Origin of the sequence: Citrobacter sp. C5_2, assembly GCF_014596845.2 — a bacterium.
GTDB classification, from domain to species: domain Bacteria; phylum Pseudomonadota; class Gammaproteobacteria; order Enterobacterales; family Enterobacteriaceae; genus Citrobacter; species Citrobacter werkmanii.
Genome location: NZ_CP115032.1, coordinates 312,724 through 329,232, shown reverse-complemented (window position 1 = coordinate 329,232; position 16,509 = coordinate 312,724). Strand labels below are relative to the sequence as shown.

Annotated in this window: 18 protein-coding genes and 1 pseudogene; 10 read left to right on the top strand and 9 right to left on the bottom strand. The window is 53.9% G+C overall.

All coding sequences use genetic code 11. The features are described 5' to 3' along the window. The first annotated feature begins 264 nt into the window (after window positions 1–264). Both panM and ICA20_RS01560 read left to right on the top strand, forming a co-directional pair. A complete protein-coding gene (panM, locus tag ICA20_RS01565) occupies window positions 265–648 on the top strand; it encodes an aspartate 1-decarboxylase autocleavage activator PanM (RefSeq protein WP_038634992.1) in 384 nt (127 codons plus the stop codon). Beyond that, window positions 633–728, top strand: a pseudogene (locus ICA20_RS01560) (hypothetical protein); the annotation flags it as partial. The gene panM and the pseudogene ICA20_RS01560, both read left to right, overlap by 16 nt. A 41-nt stretch (window positions 729–769) precedes the next feature. Here ICA20_RS01560 and livJ read toward each other — a convergent pair. From livJ to ftsY, 5 genes are all read right to left on the bottom strand, one after another. Continuing rightward, window positions 770–1,873, bottom strand: coding sequence for a branched chain amino acid ABC transporter substrate-binding protein LivJ (livJ, locus tag ICA20_RS01555; RefSeq protein WP_139815584.1), 1,104 nt, complete (start codon window positions 1,871–1,873; stop codon window positions 770–772). Window positions 1,874–2,143: 270 nt separating this feature from the next. Further along, window positions 2,144–2,998, bottom strand: a complete 855-nt coding sequence (gene rpoH / locus ICA20_RS01550) for an RNA polymerase sigma factor RpoH (RefSeq protein WP_038634997.1) — start codon at window positions 2,996–2,998, stop codon at window positions 2,144–2,146. A 269-nt stretch (window positions 2,999–3,267) separates the two neighbouring features. After that, the gene (ftsX, locus tag ICA20_RS01545) at window positions 3,268–4,326 is read right to left on the bottom strand and encodes a permease-like cell division protein FtsX (RefSeq protein WP_038635001.1); all 1,059 of its coding nucleotides are present in this window, start codon (window positions 4,324–4,326) and stop codon (window positions 3,268–3,270) included. Further along, window positions 4,319–4,987 (bottom strand): cell division ATP-binding protein FtsE, encoded by a 669-nt coding sequence (ftsE, locus tag ICA20_RS01540; RefSeq protein WP_006687468.1) that lies wholly within the window; start codon window positions 4,985–4,987, stop codon window positions 4,319–4,321. Before ftsE ends, ftsX begins: the two co-directional genes overlap by 8 nt. Window positions 4,988–4,989: 2 nt before the next feature. Then, on the bottom strand, window positions 4,990–6,516 hold the full coding sequence (ftsY, locus tag ICA20_RS01535) for a signal recognition particle-docking protein FtsY (RefSeq protein ID WP_038635004.1): 1,527 nt from the start codon (window positions 6,514–6,516) through the stop codon (window positions 4,990–4,992). A 276-nt stretch (window positions 6,517–6,792) separates the two neighbouring features. Here ftsY and rsmD point away from each other — a divergent pair, with 276 nt between their 5' ends. Together rsmD and ICA20_RS01525 are read left to right on the top strand one after the other, a co-directional pair. Further along, window positions 6,793–7,389, top strand: a complete 597-nt coding sequence (gene rsmD / locus ICA20_RS01530) for a 16S rRNA (guanine(966)-N(2))-methyltransferase (protein WP_038635007.1) — start codon at window positions 6,793–6,795, stop codon at window positions 7,387–7,389. After that, window positions 7,379–7,654, top strand: coding sequence for a DUF1145 family protein (locus tag ICA20_RS01525; protein ID WP_038635009.1), 276 nt, complete (start codon window positions 7,379–7,381; stop codon window positions 7,652–7,654). Before rsmD ends, ICA20_RS01525 begins: the two co-directional genes overlap by 11 nt. A gap of 99 nt (window positions 7,655–7,753) precedes the next feature. Here the strand turns inward: ICA20_RS01525 and ICA20_RS01520 are convergent, their stop codons facing one another. Further along, the gene (locus ICA20_RS01520) at window positions 7,754–8,113 is read right to left on the bottom strand and encodes a DUF2500 domain-containing protein (protein ID WP_038635012.1); all 360 of its coding nucleotides are present in this window, start codon (window positions 8,111–8,113) and stop codon (window positions 7,754–7,756) included. A gap of 141 nt (window positions 8,114–8,254) precedes the next feature. On the opposite strand from ICA20_RS01520, the gene ICA20_RS01515 reads away from it, so the two are divergent. Further along, the gene (locus ICA20_RS01515; RefSeq protein WP_038635015.1) at window positions 8,255–8,881 is read left to right on the top strand and encodes a lysoplasmalogenase; all 627 of its coding nucleotides are present in this window, start codon (window positions 8,255–8,257) and stop codon (window positions 8,879–8,881) included. 75 nt (window positions 8,882–8,956) lie between these two features. Beyond that, a complete protein-coding gene (gene zntA / locus ICA20_RS01510) occupies window positions 8,957–11,155 on the top strand; it encodes a Zn(II)/Cd(II)/Pb(II) translocating P-type ATPase ZntA (protein ID WP_038635018.1) in 2,199 nt (732 codons plus the stop codon). A gap of 75 nt (window positions 11,156–11,230) precedes the next feature. Here the strand turns inward: zntA and tusA are convergent, their stop codons facing one another. Beyond that, window positions 11,231–11,476, bottom strand: a complete 246-nt coding sequence (gene tusA, locus ICA20_RS01505; protein WP_038635021.1) for a sulfurtransferase TusA — start codon at window positions 11,474–11,476, stop codon at window positions 11,231–11,233. A gap of 168 nt (window positions 11,477–11,644) precedes the next feature. Between tusA and ICA20_RS01500 the strand changes: the two genes are divergently transcribed. Further along, a complete protein-coding gene (locus ICA20_RS01500; RefSeq protein ID WP_038635023.1) occupies window positions 11,645–12,310 on the top strand; it encodes a 7-cyano-7-deazaguanine/7-aminomethyl-7-deazaguanine transporter in 666 nt (221 codons plus the stop codon). Window positions 12,311–12,382: 72 nt separating this feature from the next. Continuing rightward, window positions 12,383–12,940, top strand: coding sequence for a DcrB family lipoprotein (locus ICA20_RS01495; protein WP_016154847.1), 558 nt, complete (start codon window positions 12,383–12,385; stop codon window positions 12,938–12,940). Window positions 12,941–12,943: 3 nt separating this feature from the next. Here ICA20_RS01495 and ICA20_RS01490 read toward each other — a convergent pair whose 3' ends face one another. Beyond that, window positions 12,944–14,161 carry an MFS transporter gene (locus ICA20_RS01490; protein WP_038635029.1) on the bottom strand — a complete coding sequence of 406 codons (1,218 nt, stop codon included), beginning with the start codon at window positions 14,159–14,161 and terminating at the stop codon, window positions 12,944–12,946. Between the two features lie 133 nt (window positions 14,162–14,294). Between ICA20_RS01490 and ICA20_RS01485 the strand changes: the two genes are divergently transcribed. Then, entirely contained in the window at window positions 14,295–15,344 is a 1,050-nt protein-coding gene (locus ICA20_RS01485) for an AI-2E family transporter (RefSeq protein ID WP_032940622.1), read from the top strand. A gap of 62 nt (window positions 15,345–15,406) precedes the next feature. Beyond that, window positions 15,407–15,997: a 4'-phosphopantetheinyl transferase AcpT gene (acpT, locus tag ICA20_RS01480; protein ID WP_038635032.1), complete on the top strand. Its 591-nt coding sequence runs from the start codon at window positions 15,407–15,409 to the stop codon at window positions 15,995–15,997. On the opposite strand, the gene ICA20_RS01475 is transcribed toward acpT, so the two are convergent. Beyond that, entirely contained in the window at window positions 15,989–16,495 is a 507-nt protein-coding gene (locus ICA20_RS01475) for a phenolic acid decarboxylase (RefSeq protein WP_038635035.1), read from the bottom strand. The genes acpT and ICA20_RS01475 overlap by 9 nt on opposite strands. Window positions 16,496–16,509: the final 14 nt, after the last annotated feature.

Here is a 16,509-nt window from a genome sequence, read left to right as displayed (position 1 = left end):
TTAAGAAAAGATAATATTCTGCTTTTCACTATAGATAAACAAAAAAAAGCACGTTTGTCAGCATAAAATAACGGTACAAAGAGCGGAATAAAATGCTGCATTCCAGGGTATTATCCTGCCTGTTTTTCAATCTCTAATGTTTCAAACTGTCATTACCGTTGTCGCAAAACTATTAACCTGGTTAATCGCATAAAAAAGAGAAAGCATCCGGGCGAATTATTTCGGTACACTGATCTCATCTTTTGTGATTTGGACATGCTACTAATGAAGCTGACCATCGTTCGTTTAAACAACTTTAGCGCCCAGGATCTGATTGATCTGGGCAAAATCTGGCCGGAATATTCCGCCTCATCATTAAGCGTAGATGAAACGCACCGGATCTACGCCGCGCGTTTTAACGAGCGTCTGTTAGGCGCAGTACGTGTCACCCTGAGCGGCACACAAGGTGCTCTGGATTCGTTGCGCGTACGTGAAATCACCCGTCGTCGCGGCGTCGGGCAGTATTTGATCGAAGAGGTGATCCGTGAAAACCCAAGTGTGAGTTCATGGTGGATGGCAGATGTAGGCGTTGAAGACCGCAGCGTGATGGCCGCGTTTATGCAGGCGTTAGGCTTTACAGCCCAGGCAGATGGCTGGGAAAAAAGATAAAAAAGCCGGATGGCGCTGACGCTTATCCGGCCTACATGCTGGGAGCAAAAGATAAAAAAACCACCTCGCAATTTTCCAGGTATGTAGGCCGGGTAAGGCGAAGCCGCCACCCGGCACTCAATTACTTGGCGTCTGTCGCCGTCCCATTAGCATGCCAGTCAAACACGCCGAATTCGAAGCCTTTCAGATCGCCCTTCTCGTCCCAGGACAGCGGCCCCATTACGGTTTCTACTGAGTTTGCTTTCAGGTACTTGGCAATTTCAGCCGGATCGTCAGACTGGTTCAGACCGGCCTGCAAGGATTGCAGCGCGGCGTAAGTGGTCCACACGAATGCGCCACTCGGATCCTGTTTCTTGGCCTTGATAGCATCCACAATCGGTTTGTTCGCTGGCACCTGGTCGTAGTTCTTCGGCTTGGTTACCAGTAAGCCTTCCGCAGACTCACCCGCAATGTTAGACAGCGACACGTTCGCTACCCCTTCCGGACCCATAAACTGGGTTTTCAGACCTGCGGCACGAGACTGACGCAGGATCTGCCCCATTTCCGGGTGATAACCACCGTAGTAAACGAAATCGATATTCTCTTTCTTCAGGCGCGCCACCAGCGTCGAGAAGTCTTTTTCACCGGCGGTAATACCGTCAAAGAACACCACGTTGGCGTTGCCTTTCTTCAGGCCGTCCTGCACCGCACGCGCCAGACCTTCGCCGTACTGCTGCTTATCGTGAATGATGGCAATGCGTTGCGGCTTCACTTTTTCCAGAATGTATTTGGCGGCAGTTGGCCCCTGATCGGAATCCAGGCCGGTGGTACGCATCACCAGCTTATAACCACGCGCGGTCAGCTCCGGCGCCGTCGCTGCCGGGGTAATCATCAGAATGCCTTCATCTTCATAGATATCTGACGCGGGCTGGGTAGAAGATGAGCACAGATGGCCGATAACGTATTTAATCCCGTCGTTGACCACTTTGTTCGCGACCGCTACCGCTTGTTTCGGGTCACAGGCATCGTCATATTTCACCACGACCAGTTTGTCACCTTTTACCCCGCCCTTGGCGTTGATATCCGCAATCGCCTGCTCTGCGCCAGTAAACTCCTGATCGCCATACTGCGCTACCGGACCGGACATTGCGCCGACAACGGCCACTTTAATATCCTTAGCAAACGCCATATTGCTCAAAGACAGGGCGATACATCCTGCCAATAACGCTTTACCCTTCATATTCATCCTGACAATCCCCATTATTGTGGTTATTACGTGTGTTGTGATGTTGTTGTTCAGCACTTTATTTCGATTATTGGATAGCCACCCGTGCTTTAGCAGCATACTCTGCTAAAACATACCCGATTTTTATTATTTTGGAATAGCTAAATTTGACATGCAGATAACAACTTGATGACAAAAAGCATAAACGTCAGGAGATAGAGGGAGAGATAAAAACAAAAAACCCCGGATTTTCATCCAGGGTTTATCAGCATTTCCAGGTTTACTGGAAGATTACGCTTCGATCGCCGCGCGCAGTTTTTTCATGGCGTTCTTTTCAAGCTGACGAACACGTTCAGCGGAAACGCCGTAGCGATCGGCCAGTTCCTGCAACGTTGACTTGTTGTCTTCGTCCAGCCAACGGGCGCGGATGATATCCTGGCTACGTTCGTCCAGACCTTCCATTGCGTGAGTCAGTTTGTTCGCGGCCTGATCTTCCCAGTTATCTTCTTCAATGCCATCGGCAAAGTTAGAGGATTTATCCTGCAGATACAGAACCGGCGCCATCGGCTGGCTGTCAGACTCGTCGTCTGAAGACATATCAAACGTCATGTCCTGCGCCGCCATACGGGATTCCATTTCGCGCACGTCTTTGCTGGAAACACCCAGCTCACGAGCCACCATTTCAACTTCGTCCTGGTTGAACCAACCCAGACGCTGCTTGGTTTTACGCAAGTTAAAGAACAGCTTACGCTGTGCTTTAGTGGTCGCGACTTTCACGATACGCCAGTTACGCAGAACGTATTCATGGATCTCAGCTTTGATCCAGTGCACGGCGAAAGAAACCAGGCGCACACCCACTTCCGGGTTGAAACGGCGCACGGCTTTCATCAGGCCGATATTACCTTCCTGAATCAGATCCGCCTGCGGCAGGCCATAGCCCGCGTAGTTACGAGCAATATGAACAACAAAGCGCAGGTGAGACAGGATCAGCGTTTTAGCTGCTTCCAGATCGCCCTGGTAATGCAGCTTTTCAGCCAGCGCCCGCTCCTCGTCAGCCGACAACATCGGCCACGCGTTCGCAGCCCGGATGTAAGACTCCAGGTTACCAACAGGGGCTAAAGCTAAATTTTGCATTTCTTTGGTCATTCAAATCCTCTCAATCTTTTCATCTGGCGCGTTGGCAAAAACTAATTAACAAAAACCAGTAGCAACAACCATGCCAGAGCTTATGAGCAACGAGAATATCATTCAATCTTTTATCAGACAGTGATTTTATCCACAAGTTCCATGTCGTAATGTGTATAGATTACGCACAAAATGTGACATCACAATGAATACGCCGGGAAGAGATAACAGGGACTCTTTCCCTGCAGAGCGAACTACTCAGTGCAGGGAAAGATTATACCAGAGATTTTTTAATCGGGGGTAAAGTGGCGTAAATGTTGAACCGTGGCAAGCCAGGCTGCCACCCAGCCGATCATTGAGCACACCAGCAGTAACAACAGGCACTCGTCGAATGATAAACCATTGATATCAAACTTAGTTCCAAAGACCTGCGCCACTTCAGTCACCGCTGACGACAGACGCATCACCAAAATCTCTGACAAAATCAGTGAAAGAAATGCGCCGGAAAAACCGAGCAGCGCGCCGCCGTAAAGGAATGGGCGCAGGATAAATCCGTCCGTCGCGCCAATCAGCTTCTGCACGTTAATGGTATCGCGACGCGCAAAAATACTCAGGCGCACGCTGTTACCAATGACGAGGAAGACCGCCGCCACCATCAGCACGCCAATCATCGCGGATACGCGCCCCACGAGTCCCGTCAGCGCCGCCAGACGAGCAAACCAGCTGTCATCCATTCGCACTTCATCAATACCGTTGATTTGTGCAATACGGTCGCGCAGGGTGTTCAGCGACTCCGTCCCCTGGAAGTCCAGTTTCGGGATAACTACCGCTACGGCAGGAAGCGGGTTCTCTTCCAGCATGTCCAGCGCGCCGCCAAAACCGGACCAGTTACGGAATTCGCCCAGCGCATCTTCGCGGGAAAGATAATTTACTTTCTCAACGCCCTGTTCGGCCTGCAACTGACCAACCACCCGCGCCGCCGCGTCATCATCCAGCGTTTTTTGCAGATAGACGGTGATTTGCGGCGAAGGATAATACTGGCTTGCCGCCTGGTTTACGTTTTTATAAACCATGTAGCACACGCTGGGCAGCGTCAGGGAGATGGCGATCACCATTACCGTGAGGAAGGTCGCCAACGGCTTACTTTTCAAGTCCTGCAACGCGCCATGGAACGCATAGCGCACCTGCTCGTTAAAAACGTTGGTTTTACGTGAGTTCGGTTTTGGTGCGGCTTTCGCTCGTTTTGGCGCATTGCGACCACCGTCACCCGGCGCGCCGCCTGATTTACGAAAACGATCCAGTCGGCCACCGAACTGTTTGATTTGATTGATAGCGTCACGTCTATTCATGCGCCAGGCCTCCATGCAGGTGTCCATCACTCAGGACCAGCTGGCGGTAGGAGCGACGGGAGATCAGTCCAATGTCATGCGTGGCCATTAATACCGTGACCCCGACGCGGTTAAACTCTTCGAACAGGCGAAGGATCCCTTCCGACAGCGCGTCATCCAGGTTCCCCGTCGGTTCATCCGCCAGCAGTACCGCAGGTTTATTCACCACCGCGCGGGCGATACCCACGCGCTGTTGTTCACCGCCAGAGAGCTGAATCGGGAAGTTTTTCGCTTTGTCCAACAGCCCGACCTTATCCAGTGCCGCTGACACGCGACGACGAATATCGTCACCGCTGGCGCCCGCGATGATCAGCGGGATTGCCACGTTGTCAAATACGGTTCTGTCCATCAACAGGTGGTGATCCTGAAAAATCATGCCAATCTGACGACGCAGAAACGGCACTTCACGGTTTTTCAAACGGCTGATGTCATGCCCGCTGAAGTAGATTTTCCCGGCGCTGGGCCGTTCAATTCCACAGATCAGCTTCAGCAGGGTACTTTTACCCGCACCAGAGTGGCCGGTCAGAAACGCCATCTCGCCAGGCTGCATATGGAAGGTCACTCCCTGCAGCGCTTGTCTCCCACCGAGATAGGCCTTGCTGACATGTTCAAAGCGAATCATTGTTAATCCTCTCGGGCAAAAAGTGCCTCTATAAAATCGTCCGCTTTAAACGGACGTAAATCCTCGATACGTTCGCCCACACCAATATAGCGGATAGGGATGCCAAACTGATCGGCAACCGAGAAGATGACCCCACCCTTCGCCGTACCGTCCAGCTTGGTCAGGGTGATACCGGTTAAGCCCACCGCTTCATGGAACAGTTTGGCCTGGCTTATCGCATTCTGCCCGGTACTGGCGTCGATAGTCAGCATAACTTCATGCGGTGCCTCTTCGTCGAGCTTCTTCATAACGCGAACGATTTTTTTCAGTTCTTCCATCAGGTGCGATTTGTTCTGCAAACGCCCTGCGGTATCAGCGATCAGCACGTCTACGTTACGTGCCTTCGCGGCCTGGATGGCATCAAAGATAACGGAGGCGGAATCCGCACCGGTATGCTGTGCAATCACCGGAATATTGTTACGCTGACCCCAGACCTGTAACTGCTCTACCGCTGCCGCACGGAAGGTATCGCCCGCCGCCAGCATCACCGTTTTACCCTGCTGCTCAAACTGACGCGCCAGCTTACCAATGGTAGTCGTTTTACCCACGCCGTTTACGCCAACCATTAAGATAACAAATGGCGTTTTACCCTCGACGTTCAGCGGCTCATCAACCTTCGCCAGGATCTCGCCCATCTCATCTTTCAGCAGGCCATACAGCGCTTCTGCATCTTTGAGCTGCTTGCGGCTGGCGCCTTCCGTCAGATTCGCAATAATCTTACGGGTCGTTTCTACGCCCACATCCGCAATCAGCAACTGCTCTTCCAGCTCTTCAAACAGATCATCGTCGATCTTTTTACCGCGAAACAGACTGATAAATCCGGAACCGAGGTTTTCTTTTGTTTTCAGCAGACTGCGTTTCAGACGCGCAAAGAAACCTTCTTTAGTTGGTTTTTCCTGCTCCTGGACCGCCTCTTCTTCTACCGGTTTTTCAACGGCAGGTTCTTCAACCGGCACCACCATGACGGCTTCTTCCGCCGCCTCGGCAGCCAGGGCCTGCGCTTCCAGTTCTTCGTCTGTCAGTTGCGGTTCGTTTTCGGCTTCTTCTTCAACCGCCTCGACGATTTCGACAGTTTCCGCTTCAGCCTGCCACTCTTCGGCAGAAACATCTGCGGTTTTCACCTCTTCCGGCAGCGGCAATTCTTCGCGTTCGATAACCGCCGCAGCAGGGGTTTCCACTTCAGGTTCAACAGTGGATTCAGCAACCGCCTCAGCCTCCGGCTGCGGTTGCCCGGCAACAGGCGCTGCTTCCGGCTGCAGTTTTTCGATTTCAGCAACTTGTTCCGTGACTTCAACAACTTCAGCAGCAAAGGCTTGTGTTTGTGACTCGCTACGGGTTTCCTCGGCGCGCGGCTGTTCGTCAACGACGGTAGTTTCTTCAGCAACCGGTTGTTGTTCTTCGTTTTTTAGTTCTGTCTCGTTTTCCGGTGCCTGCTCTTTTTGACCAAAGCCCAGCCAGGAAAAAAAGCCACGTTTTTTCTCTTTCGCCATTTGCGACTACACTCCCCCGCTGTTGCTTCATGGCACAGCGTCAACGCTATGTACATAGCAGCTAAAAAAATGATGAAATAGTCTATCACTTATACCCAATGAATTTCGAGTTACGTCAAGGCGGCAAGCGCACGAATCCCGATGAGCTTACTTTTAGTAAGTGATTCGGGTGAGTAAGTGCAGCCAACGAAGAGGTAACTTGAAAGGCGACGGGTTAACTTAACTCACATCACCGCCTGGCATGACATGCTATAGGCGGATTGAGCAATAATAGAAATGAAAAAACCGAATCACTCTGGTAGCGGCCAGATCCGCATTATTGGCGGGCAATGGCGTGGCCGTAAACTCCCGGTTCCGGACAGCCCCGGCCTGCGCCCGACCACTGACCGCGTACGCGAAACCTTATTTAACTGGTTGGCCCCGGTAATGGTCGATGCACATTGCCTGGACTGCTTCGCTGGCAGCGGCGCGTTGGGGCTGGAAGCTCTCTCTCGCTATGCGGCAAATGCGACGCTTCTGGAGATGGATCGCGCGGTATCGCAGCAGTTGCAAAAGAATCTTGCTACGCTGAAGGCAAATCATGCCCGCGTCGTCAACACCAATACGCTGGCGTTTCTCGCCCAACCTGGTACGCCGCATAACGTGGTGTTCGTTGATCCGCCGTTTCGCAAAGGATTACTGGAAGAAACTTTAACGCTTCTGGAAACCCATGGTTGGCTGGCAGATGAAGCGTATATTTACGTTGAGAGCGAAGTCGAAAACGGCCTGCCGCCGGTTCCGGTAAACTGGTCGCTATACCGTGAAAAAGTGGCAGGACAGGTCGCCTACCGCCTGTATCAACGTGAAGCACAAGGAGAGCACGATGCTAATTAATCTGGGACGTCTGTTGATGCTCTGCGTCTGGGCATTTTTATTACTGAATATTTTCCAACCCTTCCCACGCCCGCTTAACATCTTCGTTAACGTCGCGCTGATCTTTATGGTGCTGATGCACGGCATGCAATTGGCTCTGCTAAAAAGCACCATGCCAAAAGATGGCCCGCAGATGACCAGCGGGGAGAAAATCCGCATTTTCCTGTTCGGCGTCTTTGAGCTGCTGGTCTGGCAGAAGAAGATTAAGAACCAGTTGAAGAAGTAACTGTGATGTTTTCGCCCGGCGGCGCGTTGCGAGCCGGGGCGACAAAATTTGTAGGCCGGATAAGGCGTAACCGCCATCCGGCATCAGTCAGATGAAACCTTAGCGTTCAGCCGTAAAATCAATAAAACGCGAACCTTTATAACTCAGCGTGCCCTTGTCTCCGACCGTTAGCGCATGGTACTGCCGGGCATCCAGGCGAAACGTCTGCTCCAGACCGCCGCTTTGCGGCTTAAAGCTGGCTTCATAGCGCATGCTGGTTCCTGCCGGGCTCACTTCCTGTTGACGGGATCGCCGATCGTTAAGTGGTTTTTCCCGCTTATTACTCACTACCACCTGCTTTTGCACCAGCGGTGCTGCATCGTTATCCGCTTTTTCACGCCGCTGCTGGACAAAGCGAAACGACGCGGCGACAACAATTAAGACAATGATAACAATGAAAAAAAGTGGCGGTTTGCTCATAGTATTAACCCATCAGAAAATGCGGAAATAAGCATACATTGCCTGTTATGGTGTTGTCATCTGGCAGTGTCGACCTCTACACTGAACAATAGAGCCGTAAGCACCCCGCTTACGAAAAAATAACGAATTCAAGGAACTAAGATGCTTTGGTCGTTTATCGCTGTCTGCCTTTCCGCATGGTTGTTCGTGGATGCTTCCTATCGTGGGCCCGCCTGGCAACGCTGGGTCTTTAAACCCCTCACTTTACTCCTGCTGGCACTGCTGGCCTGGCAGGCGCCAATGTTTAACGCCATCAGCTATCTGGTGCTGGCAGGGCTGCTTGCCTCACTGCTGGGCGATGCGCTGACGCTGTTGCCGCGCCAACGTCTGCTCTACGCCGTGGGGGCGTTTTTCCTCTCGCACCTGCTGTATACCATCTACTTCGCCAGCCAAATGACGCTGTCGTTCTTCTGGCCTTTGCCATTGGTATTGGTAGTGCTGGGGGCGTTGCTGATCGCCATCATCTGGACACGGCTGGAAGAGCTGCGTTTAGCCATCTGTACTTTTATCGGCATCACGCTGATGATGGTCTGGATGGCGGGCGAACTGTGGTTCTTCCGTCCCACTGGCCCCGCGCTGTCGGCATTCCTCGGTGCCTCATTATTGTTCATCGGCAATTTTGTCTGGCTGGGTAGCCATTATCGCCGCCGCTTCCGCGCCGATAACGCCATTGCCGCCGCCTGCTACTTCGCCGGACATTTCCTGATTGTTCGTTCGTTGTATCTCTAATATCGCTTGACTCTGGAGTCGACTCCAGAGTGTATCCTTCGGTTAATACGAAATGATTATTAACCGGAGGATGCCATGTCGACGCCCGATGCCCCTGGCAAAAAAGCCCCACAATTTTCTTCTTTCAAGCCAGTGCCAGCCCCACAAAAGGCGGACGACTGCTGCTGCGAAGGAAGTTGCTCCACCCCAACCACCGTATCCGAAAGCGTAATGGGGACCCGTTATTCCTGGAAAGTGGCAGGAATGGACTGTGCCGCCTGCGCCCGAAAAGTGGAAAATGCGGTCCGCCAGGTGAGCGGCGTCAACCAGGTCCAGGTGCTGTTCGCCACCGAAAAACTGGTCGTCGACGCGGGTTATGATATCCGTCAGCAAATTGAAAGCGCGGTACAAAAGGCAGGTTATACCCTGCGCGATGAACAAGCGCCGGAAGCCGCCCCTGAATCACGTCTGAAAGAGAACCTGCCGCTGATTTCGCTGATAATCATGATGGCGATTAGCTGGGGGCTGGAGCAGTTCAATCATCCTTTCGGCCAGATAGCGTTTATCGCCACCACGCTGGTCGGCCTGTATCCCATTGCCCGCCAGGCCCTGCGTCTGATGAAAACCGGCAGCTACTTCGCCATTGAAACGTTGATGAGCGTGGCCGCGATTGGCGCACTGTTTATCGGCGCGACGGCGGAAGCCGCCATGGTGCTACTGCTGTTTTTAATTGGCGAGCGCCTGGAAGGGTGGGCCGCCAGCCGCGCCCGCAAAGGTGTTAGCGCATTGATGGCACTCAAGCCAGAAACCGCCACGCGCCTGCGTAATGGCGAACGTGAAGAGGTCGCAATCAATACCCTCCAGCCTGGCGATGTTATTGAAGTTGCCGCCGGTGGACGTTTACCCGCCGACGGTAAGCTGGTCTCCGGTTTTGCCAGCTTTGATGAAAGCGCCCTGACCGGCGAATCGATCCCGGTTGAACGCGCCACCGGCGAGAAAGTCCCGGCGGGCGCCACCAGCGTGGATCGTCTGGTTACGCTGGAAGTGCTCTCCGAGCCGGGCGCCAGCGCTATCGATCGCATTCTGAAGCTGATTGAAGAAGCGGAAGAACGCCGCGCCCCCATTGAGCGCTTTATTGACCGTTTCAGCCGAATTTATACCCCCGCTATTATGGCGGTTGCGCTGCTGGTTACCCTCGTCCCGCCGCTGCTGTTTGCCGCCTCGTGGCAGGAGTGGATTTATAAAGGACTGACGCTGTTGCTGATTGGCTGCCCGTGCGCGCTGGTTATCTCAACTCCCGCAGCGATTACCTCTGGTCTTGCCGCCGCGGCGCGTCGTGGCGCATTAATCAAAGGCGGCGCCGCGCTGGAACAGTTGGGCAGAGTCACGCAGGTGGCGTTTGATAAAACCGGCACCCTGACCATCGGTAAACCGCGCGTGACGGCGATTCATCCGGCAAGCGGTATAAATGAGGCTGAACTGCTGGCGCTGGCAGCGGCGGTAGAGCAAGGCGCGACGCACCCACTGGCGCAGACGATTGTTCGGGAAGCGCAAACGCGCGAGCTGACTATTCCTGTCGCGAAAGAACAGCGGGCGCTGGTTGGTTCCGGAATAGAAGCGCTGGTCAACGGCGAGCGCGTGCTGATTTGCGCCGCCGGTAAGCAGCCTGCCGATGCCTTTGCCGGACAGATAAGCGAGCTGGAAAGCGCGGGCCAGACGGTGGTGCTGGTGCTACGTAACGATACCGTTCTCGGTGTACTGGGCCTACAGGATACGTTGCGCGACGACGCCCGCACTGCCATCAGCGAGCTCAATCAGATCGGCGTGAAAGGGGTGATCCTGACCGGTGATAACCCACGCGCGGCAGCAGCCATTGCCGGGGAGCTGGGTCTGGAATTCAAAGCGGGGTTATTGCCGGAGGATAAGGTGCGAGCCGTTACCTCTCTCAACCAACAGTCGCCGCTGGCAATGGTCGGCGACGGCATCAACGACGCCCCGGCGATGAAAGCGGCGACCATCGGCATTGCCATGGGTAGCGGAACCGACGTCGCCCTGGAAACCGCCGATGCCGCCCTGACCCACAACCGTCTGCGTGGCCTGGTGCAAATGATTCAACTGGCGCGCGCCACCCATGCCAATATTCGCCAGAACATTGCGATTGCGCTGGGTTTGAAGGGGATTTTCCTCGTCACCACGCTGCTCGGGATAACCGGACTGTGGCTGGCGGTGCTGGCTGATACGGGGGCGACGGTGCTGGTGACCGCGAACGCGTTGCGGTTGTTGCGTAAAGGATAATGAGTGTGTCGGATGCGGCGTTGCCTTATCCGGCCTACAGGTTACACCGTCTTTGTAGGCCGGATGGCGCTTCGCTTAATGACCTTTGCGCACTAAATAGCGGTACGGCAGCGAGTCGGTCTCTTTGGCTACCAGTTCATGCTCCATAAAGGTACAGAAGCCGGGAATGTCGCGGGTTGTCGCCGGATCGTCGGCGACAATCAGCAGCGTTTCACCCGCCTGCATACCGCGCACGGTTTTACGCACCATCATTACAGGTTCCGGGCAGCGTAGTCCCTGGGCATCAAGCGTATGGTCGGGAGAGGTAAACAGATCGCTCATCGTAGTCTCATTCATGCAAAAACGGCGTTATTTTACGCTCTGTTGTGGCGTAAGCCAATCAGGTTAACGATTGCGTGAAAAACAACCATTGCAATGTGCTCTTAAAGCAGTATCATGCGACGGTTTTTTATTGGGTTCCCTCACCCCATCCAACAAAAAGGTCACAATATGACTCCGTTTACACAATCTCAGCGCGTAAAAGCGTTGTTTTGGCTATCGCTATTTCATCTGCTGGTGATCACCTCCAGCAACTATCTGGTACAGCTACCGATCTCCATTTTTGGTTTCCATACCACATGGGGCGCTTTTAGCTTTCCGTTTATTTTCCTCGCGACCGACCTGACCGTGCGTATTTTTGGCGCGCCGTTGGCACGACGTATCATCTTTGCGGTGATGATCCCCGCGCTGCTGATCTCCTATGTTGTTTCATCACTGTTCTATATGGGATCGTGGCAGGGATTCGGCGCGCTGCTGCACTTTAACCTGTTTGTCGCCCGTATCGCCGCCGCCAGCTTTATGGCTTACGCGCTGGGACAAATTCTGGATGTGCATGTCTTTAACCGCCTGCGTCAGAGCCGTCGCTGGTGGCTGGCGCCGACGGCTTCCACGCTGTTTGGCAACATCAGCGATACGTTGGCCTTTTTCTTTATCGCTTTCTGGCGCAGCCCGGATGCCTTTATGGCCGAGCACTGGATGGAAATCGCGCTGGTCGACTACTGCTTCAAGGTACTGATCAGCATTATTTTCTTCCTGCCGATGTACGGCGTGCTGCTGAATATGTTACTGAAAAGGTTGGCAGATAAATCTGAAATATCTGCATTGCAGACGAGTTAAAGGTTCATTTTCCGAGTTGTGATAATATGGTCGAATGAGCCGTTATGGCCGTTTATCGAAAGGAAGAAGTCAATGCGCAATCTGGTTAAATATGTCGGTATTGGCCTGCTGGTTATGGGGCTTGCGGCCTGTGATAATAGCGATACAAAAGCGCCAGCAGAAGGTGCTGCCGCAGAGAGTAGCGCCACCGGACAACCGGTCAGCCTGCTGGACGGCAAACTCAGTTTTTCCCTGCCAGCGGATATGACCGATCAGAGCGGCAAGCTGGGCACCCAGGCAAACAATATGCACGTATATTCTGACGCAACCGGCCAGAAAGCGGTGATTGTGATTGTCGGCGACAATACCAACGAAGATCTTGCCGTACTGGCAAAACGTCTGGAAGATCAGCAGCGTAGCCGCGACCCGCAGTTGCAGGTCGTCACCAATAAATCTATTGAGCTGAAAGGCCACACGCTGCAACAGTTAGACAGCATCATCTCGGCCAAAGGCCAGACCGCATACTCTTCCGTAGTGCTGGGTAAAGTGGACAACCAACTGCTGACGCTGCAAATCACGCTGCCTGCTGACGATCAGCAAAAAGCGCAAACGACCGCAGAAAACATCATTAACACGCTGGTTATCCAGTAACGGTTAAGACGATGACTCGGCCTCCGGTGACGCCACCTGAGGCCGTTTTTTTAGCCGCCAGGTCAGCAATAACGCCACCGCCACCAGCCCGGCCGCCGCCAGGTAGATAACCGGTACGCCCGCCCACGTCATGACCAGCCCGGCCAGCGGCCCGGTAACGCCCAACGATAAATCCATAAACACCGTATAGGTCGCCAGCGCGGCGCCCTGATTTTGCTGCGGGACGGCTTTTACCGCCACCACGCCCAGCGCCGGAAAGACCAACGAGAACCCGGCACCTGCCAGCAGAACGCCGATTTTAGCCATCCACGGCATGGAGGCCATGCCCACCAGCAACAGTCCAACAATCTCGACGCTAAAGCAGATCATCGCGACATTGAGCCCACCTAACCGGTTGATACCATTTGGGAATAACAAGCGAGTACCCACAAATGTACAGCTAAAAAGCGTCAGCGCAAAAGCTGCGCCGTCCCAGCCTTTAGCATCATAAAACAGCGTGATAAAGGTGGCGATCACACCAAATCCGGCGGAGGCCAGCGCCAGCGCCATCCCGTACAACCAAACGCGCCCGAGCACAGCGCGAAACGGTAACGGCTTGCCTTTGCTGGCCTTCACCGCCGGTCGAGGGAGCGCCAAAAGTATCGCCAGCAGCGCCACGCCCATCACGGTCAGCGCCAGTCCCTGTAAGCCACCCCAGGCGTAACACAGAACGCCCAGCGGAGCGCCTATCGCCATCGCGCCATAGGTCACGATGCCGTTCCACGAAATCACCCGTCCGATGTGCATTGAGCCAACAACCCCTACGCCCCATAGCGTAGAGCCGGTACCGGCAAAGCTTTGCCCGATGCCCAGAATCACCCGCCCGATGCATAACAGCAACAAACTTACCAGCGGCCAATCTTGGGTTGATCCTGCCAGCAGGTAACCCAGGCCACTTAAAAAGCAGCCGCACAGTCCGAATACCACGATTTTTTTCGGCCCCAGCAGATCGGCATAGCGACCGGCATGAGGTCGGCTCAGCAGCGTGGCGAAATACTGCAGGCTGATGACCAGTCCCGCCCAGAAGGCGCTAAATCCCATCACATCATGGACATAGCCGGGCAATACCGCGAGCGGCAGGCCGATGGTCAGATAGCTGGCGAAGTTAAACATCACCACCGAAACAATGCGCAGATTAAGGCGCAAACCGCTTAACGTCGGTTCAGCGACGGGTTCGGGCATGGAAGGTCACCACATTTTCACAACAGTGTTTCATTTCTACCATGTTGCAGACCATAAATCAGCAGCCAGTTTAGGAATAACAGACGCAAGCCAACCGCTACACTTAATGCAAAAACGCAAACAGGAAGAAAACATGACAACCGCTCAGCCCGATAAAACGGGTATGCATATTCTGCTCAAACTGGCCGCTTTGGTGGTGATCCTCGCGGGCATCCATGCCGCGGCGGATATCATTGTGCAACTGTTGCTGGCGCTCTTTTTTGCCATCGTATTGAACCCGCTGGTCACCTGGTTTATTCGCCGAGGGGTGCGTCGCCCGGTAGCCATTACGTTAGTGGTCGTGGTAATGCTGATTGTTCTTACGGCGCTGGTTGGCGTGCTGGCATCGTCGATCACTGAGTTCATGGCCATGCTGCCAAAATACAATAAGGAACTGACGCGCAAAGTTCTGTATCTGCAAGAAATGGTCCCCTTTCTGAACCTGCATATGTCCCCGGAGCGCATGTTGCAGCGTATGGACTCCGACAAACTGATGACCTTCACCACCACGCTAATGACGAGTCTTTCCGGCGCCATGGCCAGCGTCGTCCTGCTGGTAATGACGGTCGTCTTTATGCTGTTTGAAGTGCGCCACGTTCCCTATAAGCTGCGCTTCGCGTTAAACAATCCGCAGATTCATATTGCGGGGCTGCATCGGGCGCTGAAGGGCGTTTCACACTATCTGGCGCTGAAAACGTTGCTCAGCTTATGGACCGGCGCCATTGTCTGGCTGGGGCTGGCGTTGATGGGGATTCAGTTTGCTCTGATGTGGGGCGTGCTGGCATTCCTGCTAAACTACGTGCCCAACATTGGCTCGGTCATTTCCGCCGTCCCGCCCATGATTCAGGCGCTGCTGTTCAACGGCATTTACGAATGCGTGCTGGTTGGCGCGCTGTTTCTGGTCGTGCATATGGTGATTGGTAATATTCTCGAACCCCGTATGATGGGGCACCGCCTGGGATTATCGACGCTGATCGTCTTTCTCTCCCTGTTGGTATGGGGATGGCTGCTCGGCCCGGTCGGCATGTTACTCTCCGTGCCGTTAACCAGCGTGTGTAAAATCTGGATGGAAACCACCAAAGGCGGCAGCAAACTGGCAATTTTGCTCGGACCAGGCAGGCCCAAAAGTCGATTACCGGGATAAACTTGCAAATGGCACGTGAAGAATGATACACAACCCCATTATTACTAAAGGTTAGTCCTGATATGTATCAGCTCGTTCTTGGGAAAGTTTCTGTTTTAAGCGCTGGCGAACTGCCTGCCGCGATGAAAGAGCAAGCGCCGCAAGGTGCTCGCCGGGCACGCTGGCTGGCAGGCCGTGTGCTGCTTTCCCATGCCCTTTCGCCATTGCCGGACATTGTCTACGGCGAGCAAGGAAAACCCGCCTTTCCCGCTGACACGCCGCTGTGGTTCAATCTCAGCCATAGCGGCGATGACATCGTCCTGCTGCTCAGCGACGAAGGGGAAGTCGGCTGCGATATTGAAGTTATTCGCCCCCGCGATAACTGGCAGTCGCTGGCAAATACGGTATTCAGTCTTGGGGAACATGCTGAAGTTGAAGCCGAACGCCCGGAGCAACAGCTGGCGGCGTTCTGGCGCATCTGGACGCGCAAAGAAGCCATAGTAAAACAGCGTGGCGGCAGCGCCTGGCAAATCGTCAGCGTCGATAGCACCGCGCTGACCTCCTCACTCTCCGTCAGCCAGTGCCAGATCGATACCCTGAGCCTGGCGGTGTGCACCCCCACGCCATTTACCCTGACCGCCGACGCCGTGCAGCGTCTGGAAGCCTTAGCGTAAATTTTCCGGGAAGTTTTTCGGCAACTCACTCGCCGCGCAGGCAATCACGTCGTCATTATCTGCCCCGCAGTCGCGCACGAAGGTGATGGTCGCGAACTCATCAATCACCTCGGTTGGATACGCCGGACCCGCATCGCGATACGACATCATCAGCGGAATATGATCATTCTGGAAGCACACCGTTTTTTCCGGATTGTTGATCACCCAGCGCGGGAAAAAGATGGTGCCGTGAAAGAGTTTGTCGCCCAGGTTTACGATCAGGCTGACGTCGGTCCCGGTCGGTTCGGTCCAGGAAATTTTATAAACACTCGCCCCTACCCGCACAATATACGCCCGCTGATCTTTCACCCAACGATTACCCACAATACCGCTGTGGATGCGGTAATCCAGCGTGGTCTCATTTTTTACGTAAATCTCGTAATTCCAGCCATTATCGTAGGTATAGACCAGATGTTTGCCGACAAATCCGCTCAAATCATGTTTATCAAAAGCGCTCATATTCGTTCTCCTCT

Coding starts and splice junctions, on each gene's coding strand:
- panM (WP_038634992.1), top strand. CDS start 265: ATGAAGCTGACCATCGTTCGTTTAAACAACTTTAGCGCCCAGGATCTG.
- livJ (WP_139815584.1), bottom strand. CDS start 1,873: ATGAATATGAAGGGTAAAGCGTTATTGGCAGGATGTATCGCCCTGTCT.
- rpoH (WP_038634997.1), bottom strand. CDS start 2,998: ATGACCAAAGAAATGCAAAATTTAGCTTTAGCCCCTGTTGGTAACCTG.
- ftsX (WP_038635001.1), bottom strand. CDS start 4,326: ATGAATAGACGTGACGCTATCAATCAAATCAAACAGTTCGGTGGCCGA.
- ftsE (WP_006687468.1), bottom strand. CDS start 4,987: ATGATTCGCTTTGAACATGTCAGCAAGGCCTATCTCGGTGGGAGACAA.
- ftsY (WP_038635004.1), bottom strand. CDS start 6,516: ATGGCGAAAGAGAAAAAACGTGGCTTTTTTTCCTGGCTGGGCTTTGGT.
- rsmD (WP_038635007.1), top strand. CDS start 6,793: ATGAAAAAACCGAATCACTCTGGTAGCGGCCAGATCCGCATTATTGGC.
- ICA20_RS01525 (WP_038635009.1), top strand. CDS start 7,379: ATGCTAATTAATCTGGGACGTCTGTTGATGCTCTGCGTCTGGGCATTT.
- ICA20_RS01520 (WP_038635012.1), bottom strand. CDS start 8,113: ATGAGCAAACCGCCACTTTTTTTCATTGTTATCATTGTCTTAATTGTT.
- ICA20_RS01515 (WP_038635015.1), top strand. CDS start 8,255: ATGCTTTGGTCGTTTATCGCTGTCTGCCTTTCCGCATGGTTGTTCGTG.
- zntA (WP_038635018.1), top strand. CDS start 8,957: ATGTCGACGCCCGATGCCCCTGGCAAAAAAGCCCCACAATTTTCTTCT.
- tusA (WP_038635021.1), bottom strand. CDS start 11,476: ATGAGCGATCTGTTTACCTCTCCCGACCATACGCTTGATGCCCAGGGA.
- ICA20_RS01500 (WP_038635023.1), top strand. CDS start 11,645: ATGACTCCGTTTACACAATCTCAGCGCGTAAAAGCGTTGTTTTGGCTA.
- ICA20_RS01495 (WP_016154847.1), top strand. CDS start 12,383: ATGCGCAATCTGGTTAAATATGTCGGTATTGGCCTGCTGGTTATGGGG.
- ICA20_RS01490 (WP_038635029.1), bottom strand. CDS start 14,161: ATGCCCGAACCCGTCGCTGAACCGACGTTAAGCGGTTTGCGCCTTAAT.
- ICA20_RS01485 (WP_032940622.1), top strand. CDS start 14,295: ATGACAACCGCTCAGCCCGATAAAACGGGTATGCATATTCTGCTCAAA.
- acpT (WP_038635032.1), top strand. CDS start 15,407: ATGTATCAGCTCGTTCTTGGGAAAGTTTCTGTTTTAAGCGCTGGCGAA.
- ICA20_RS01475 (WP_038635035.1), bottom strand. CDS start 16,495: ATGAGCGCTTTTGATAAACATGATTTGAGCGGATTTGTCGGCAAACAT.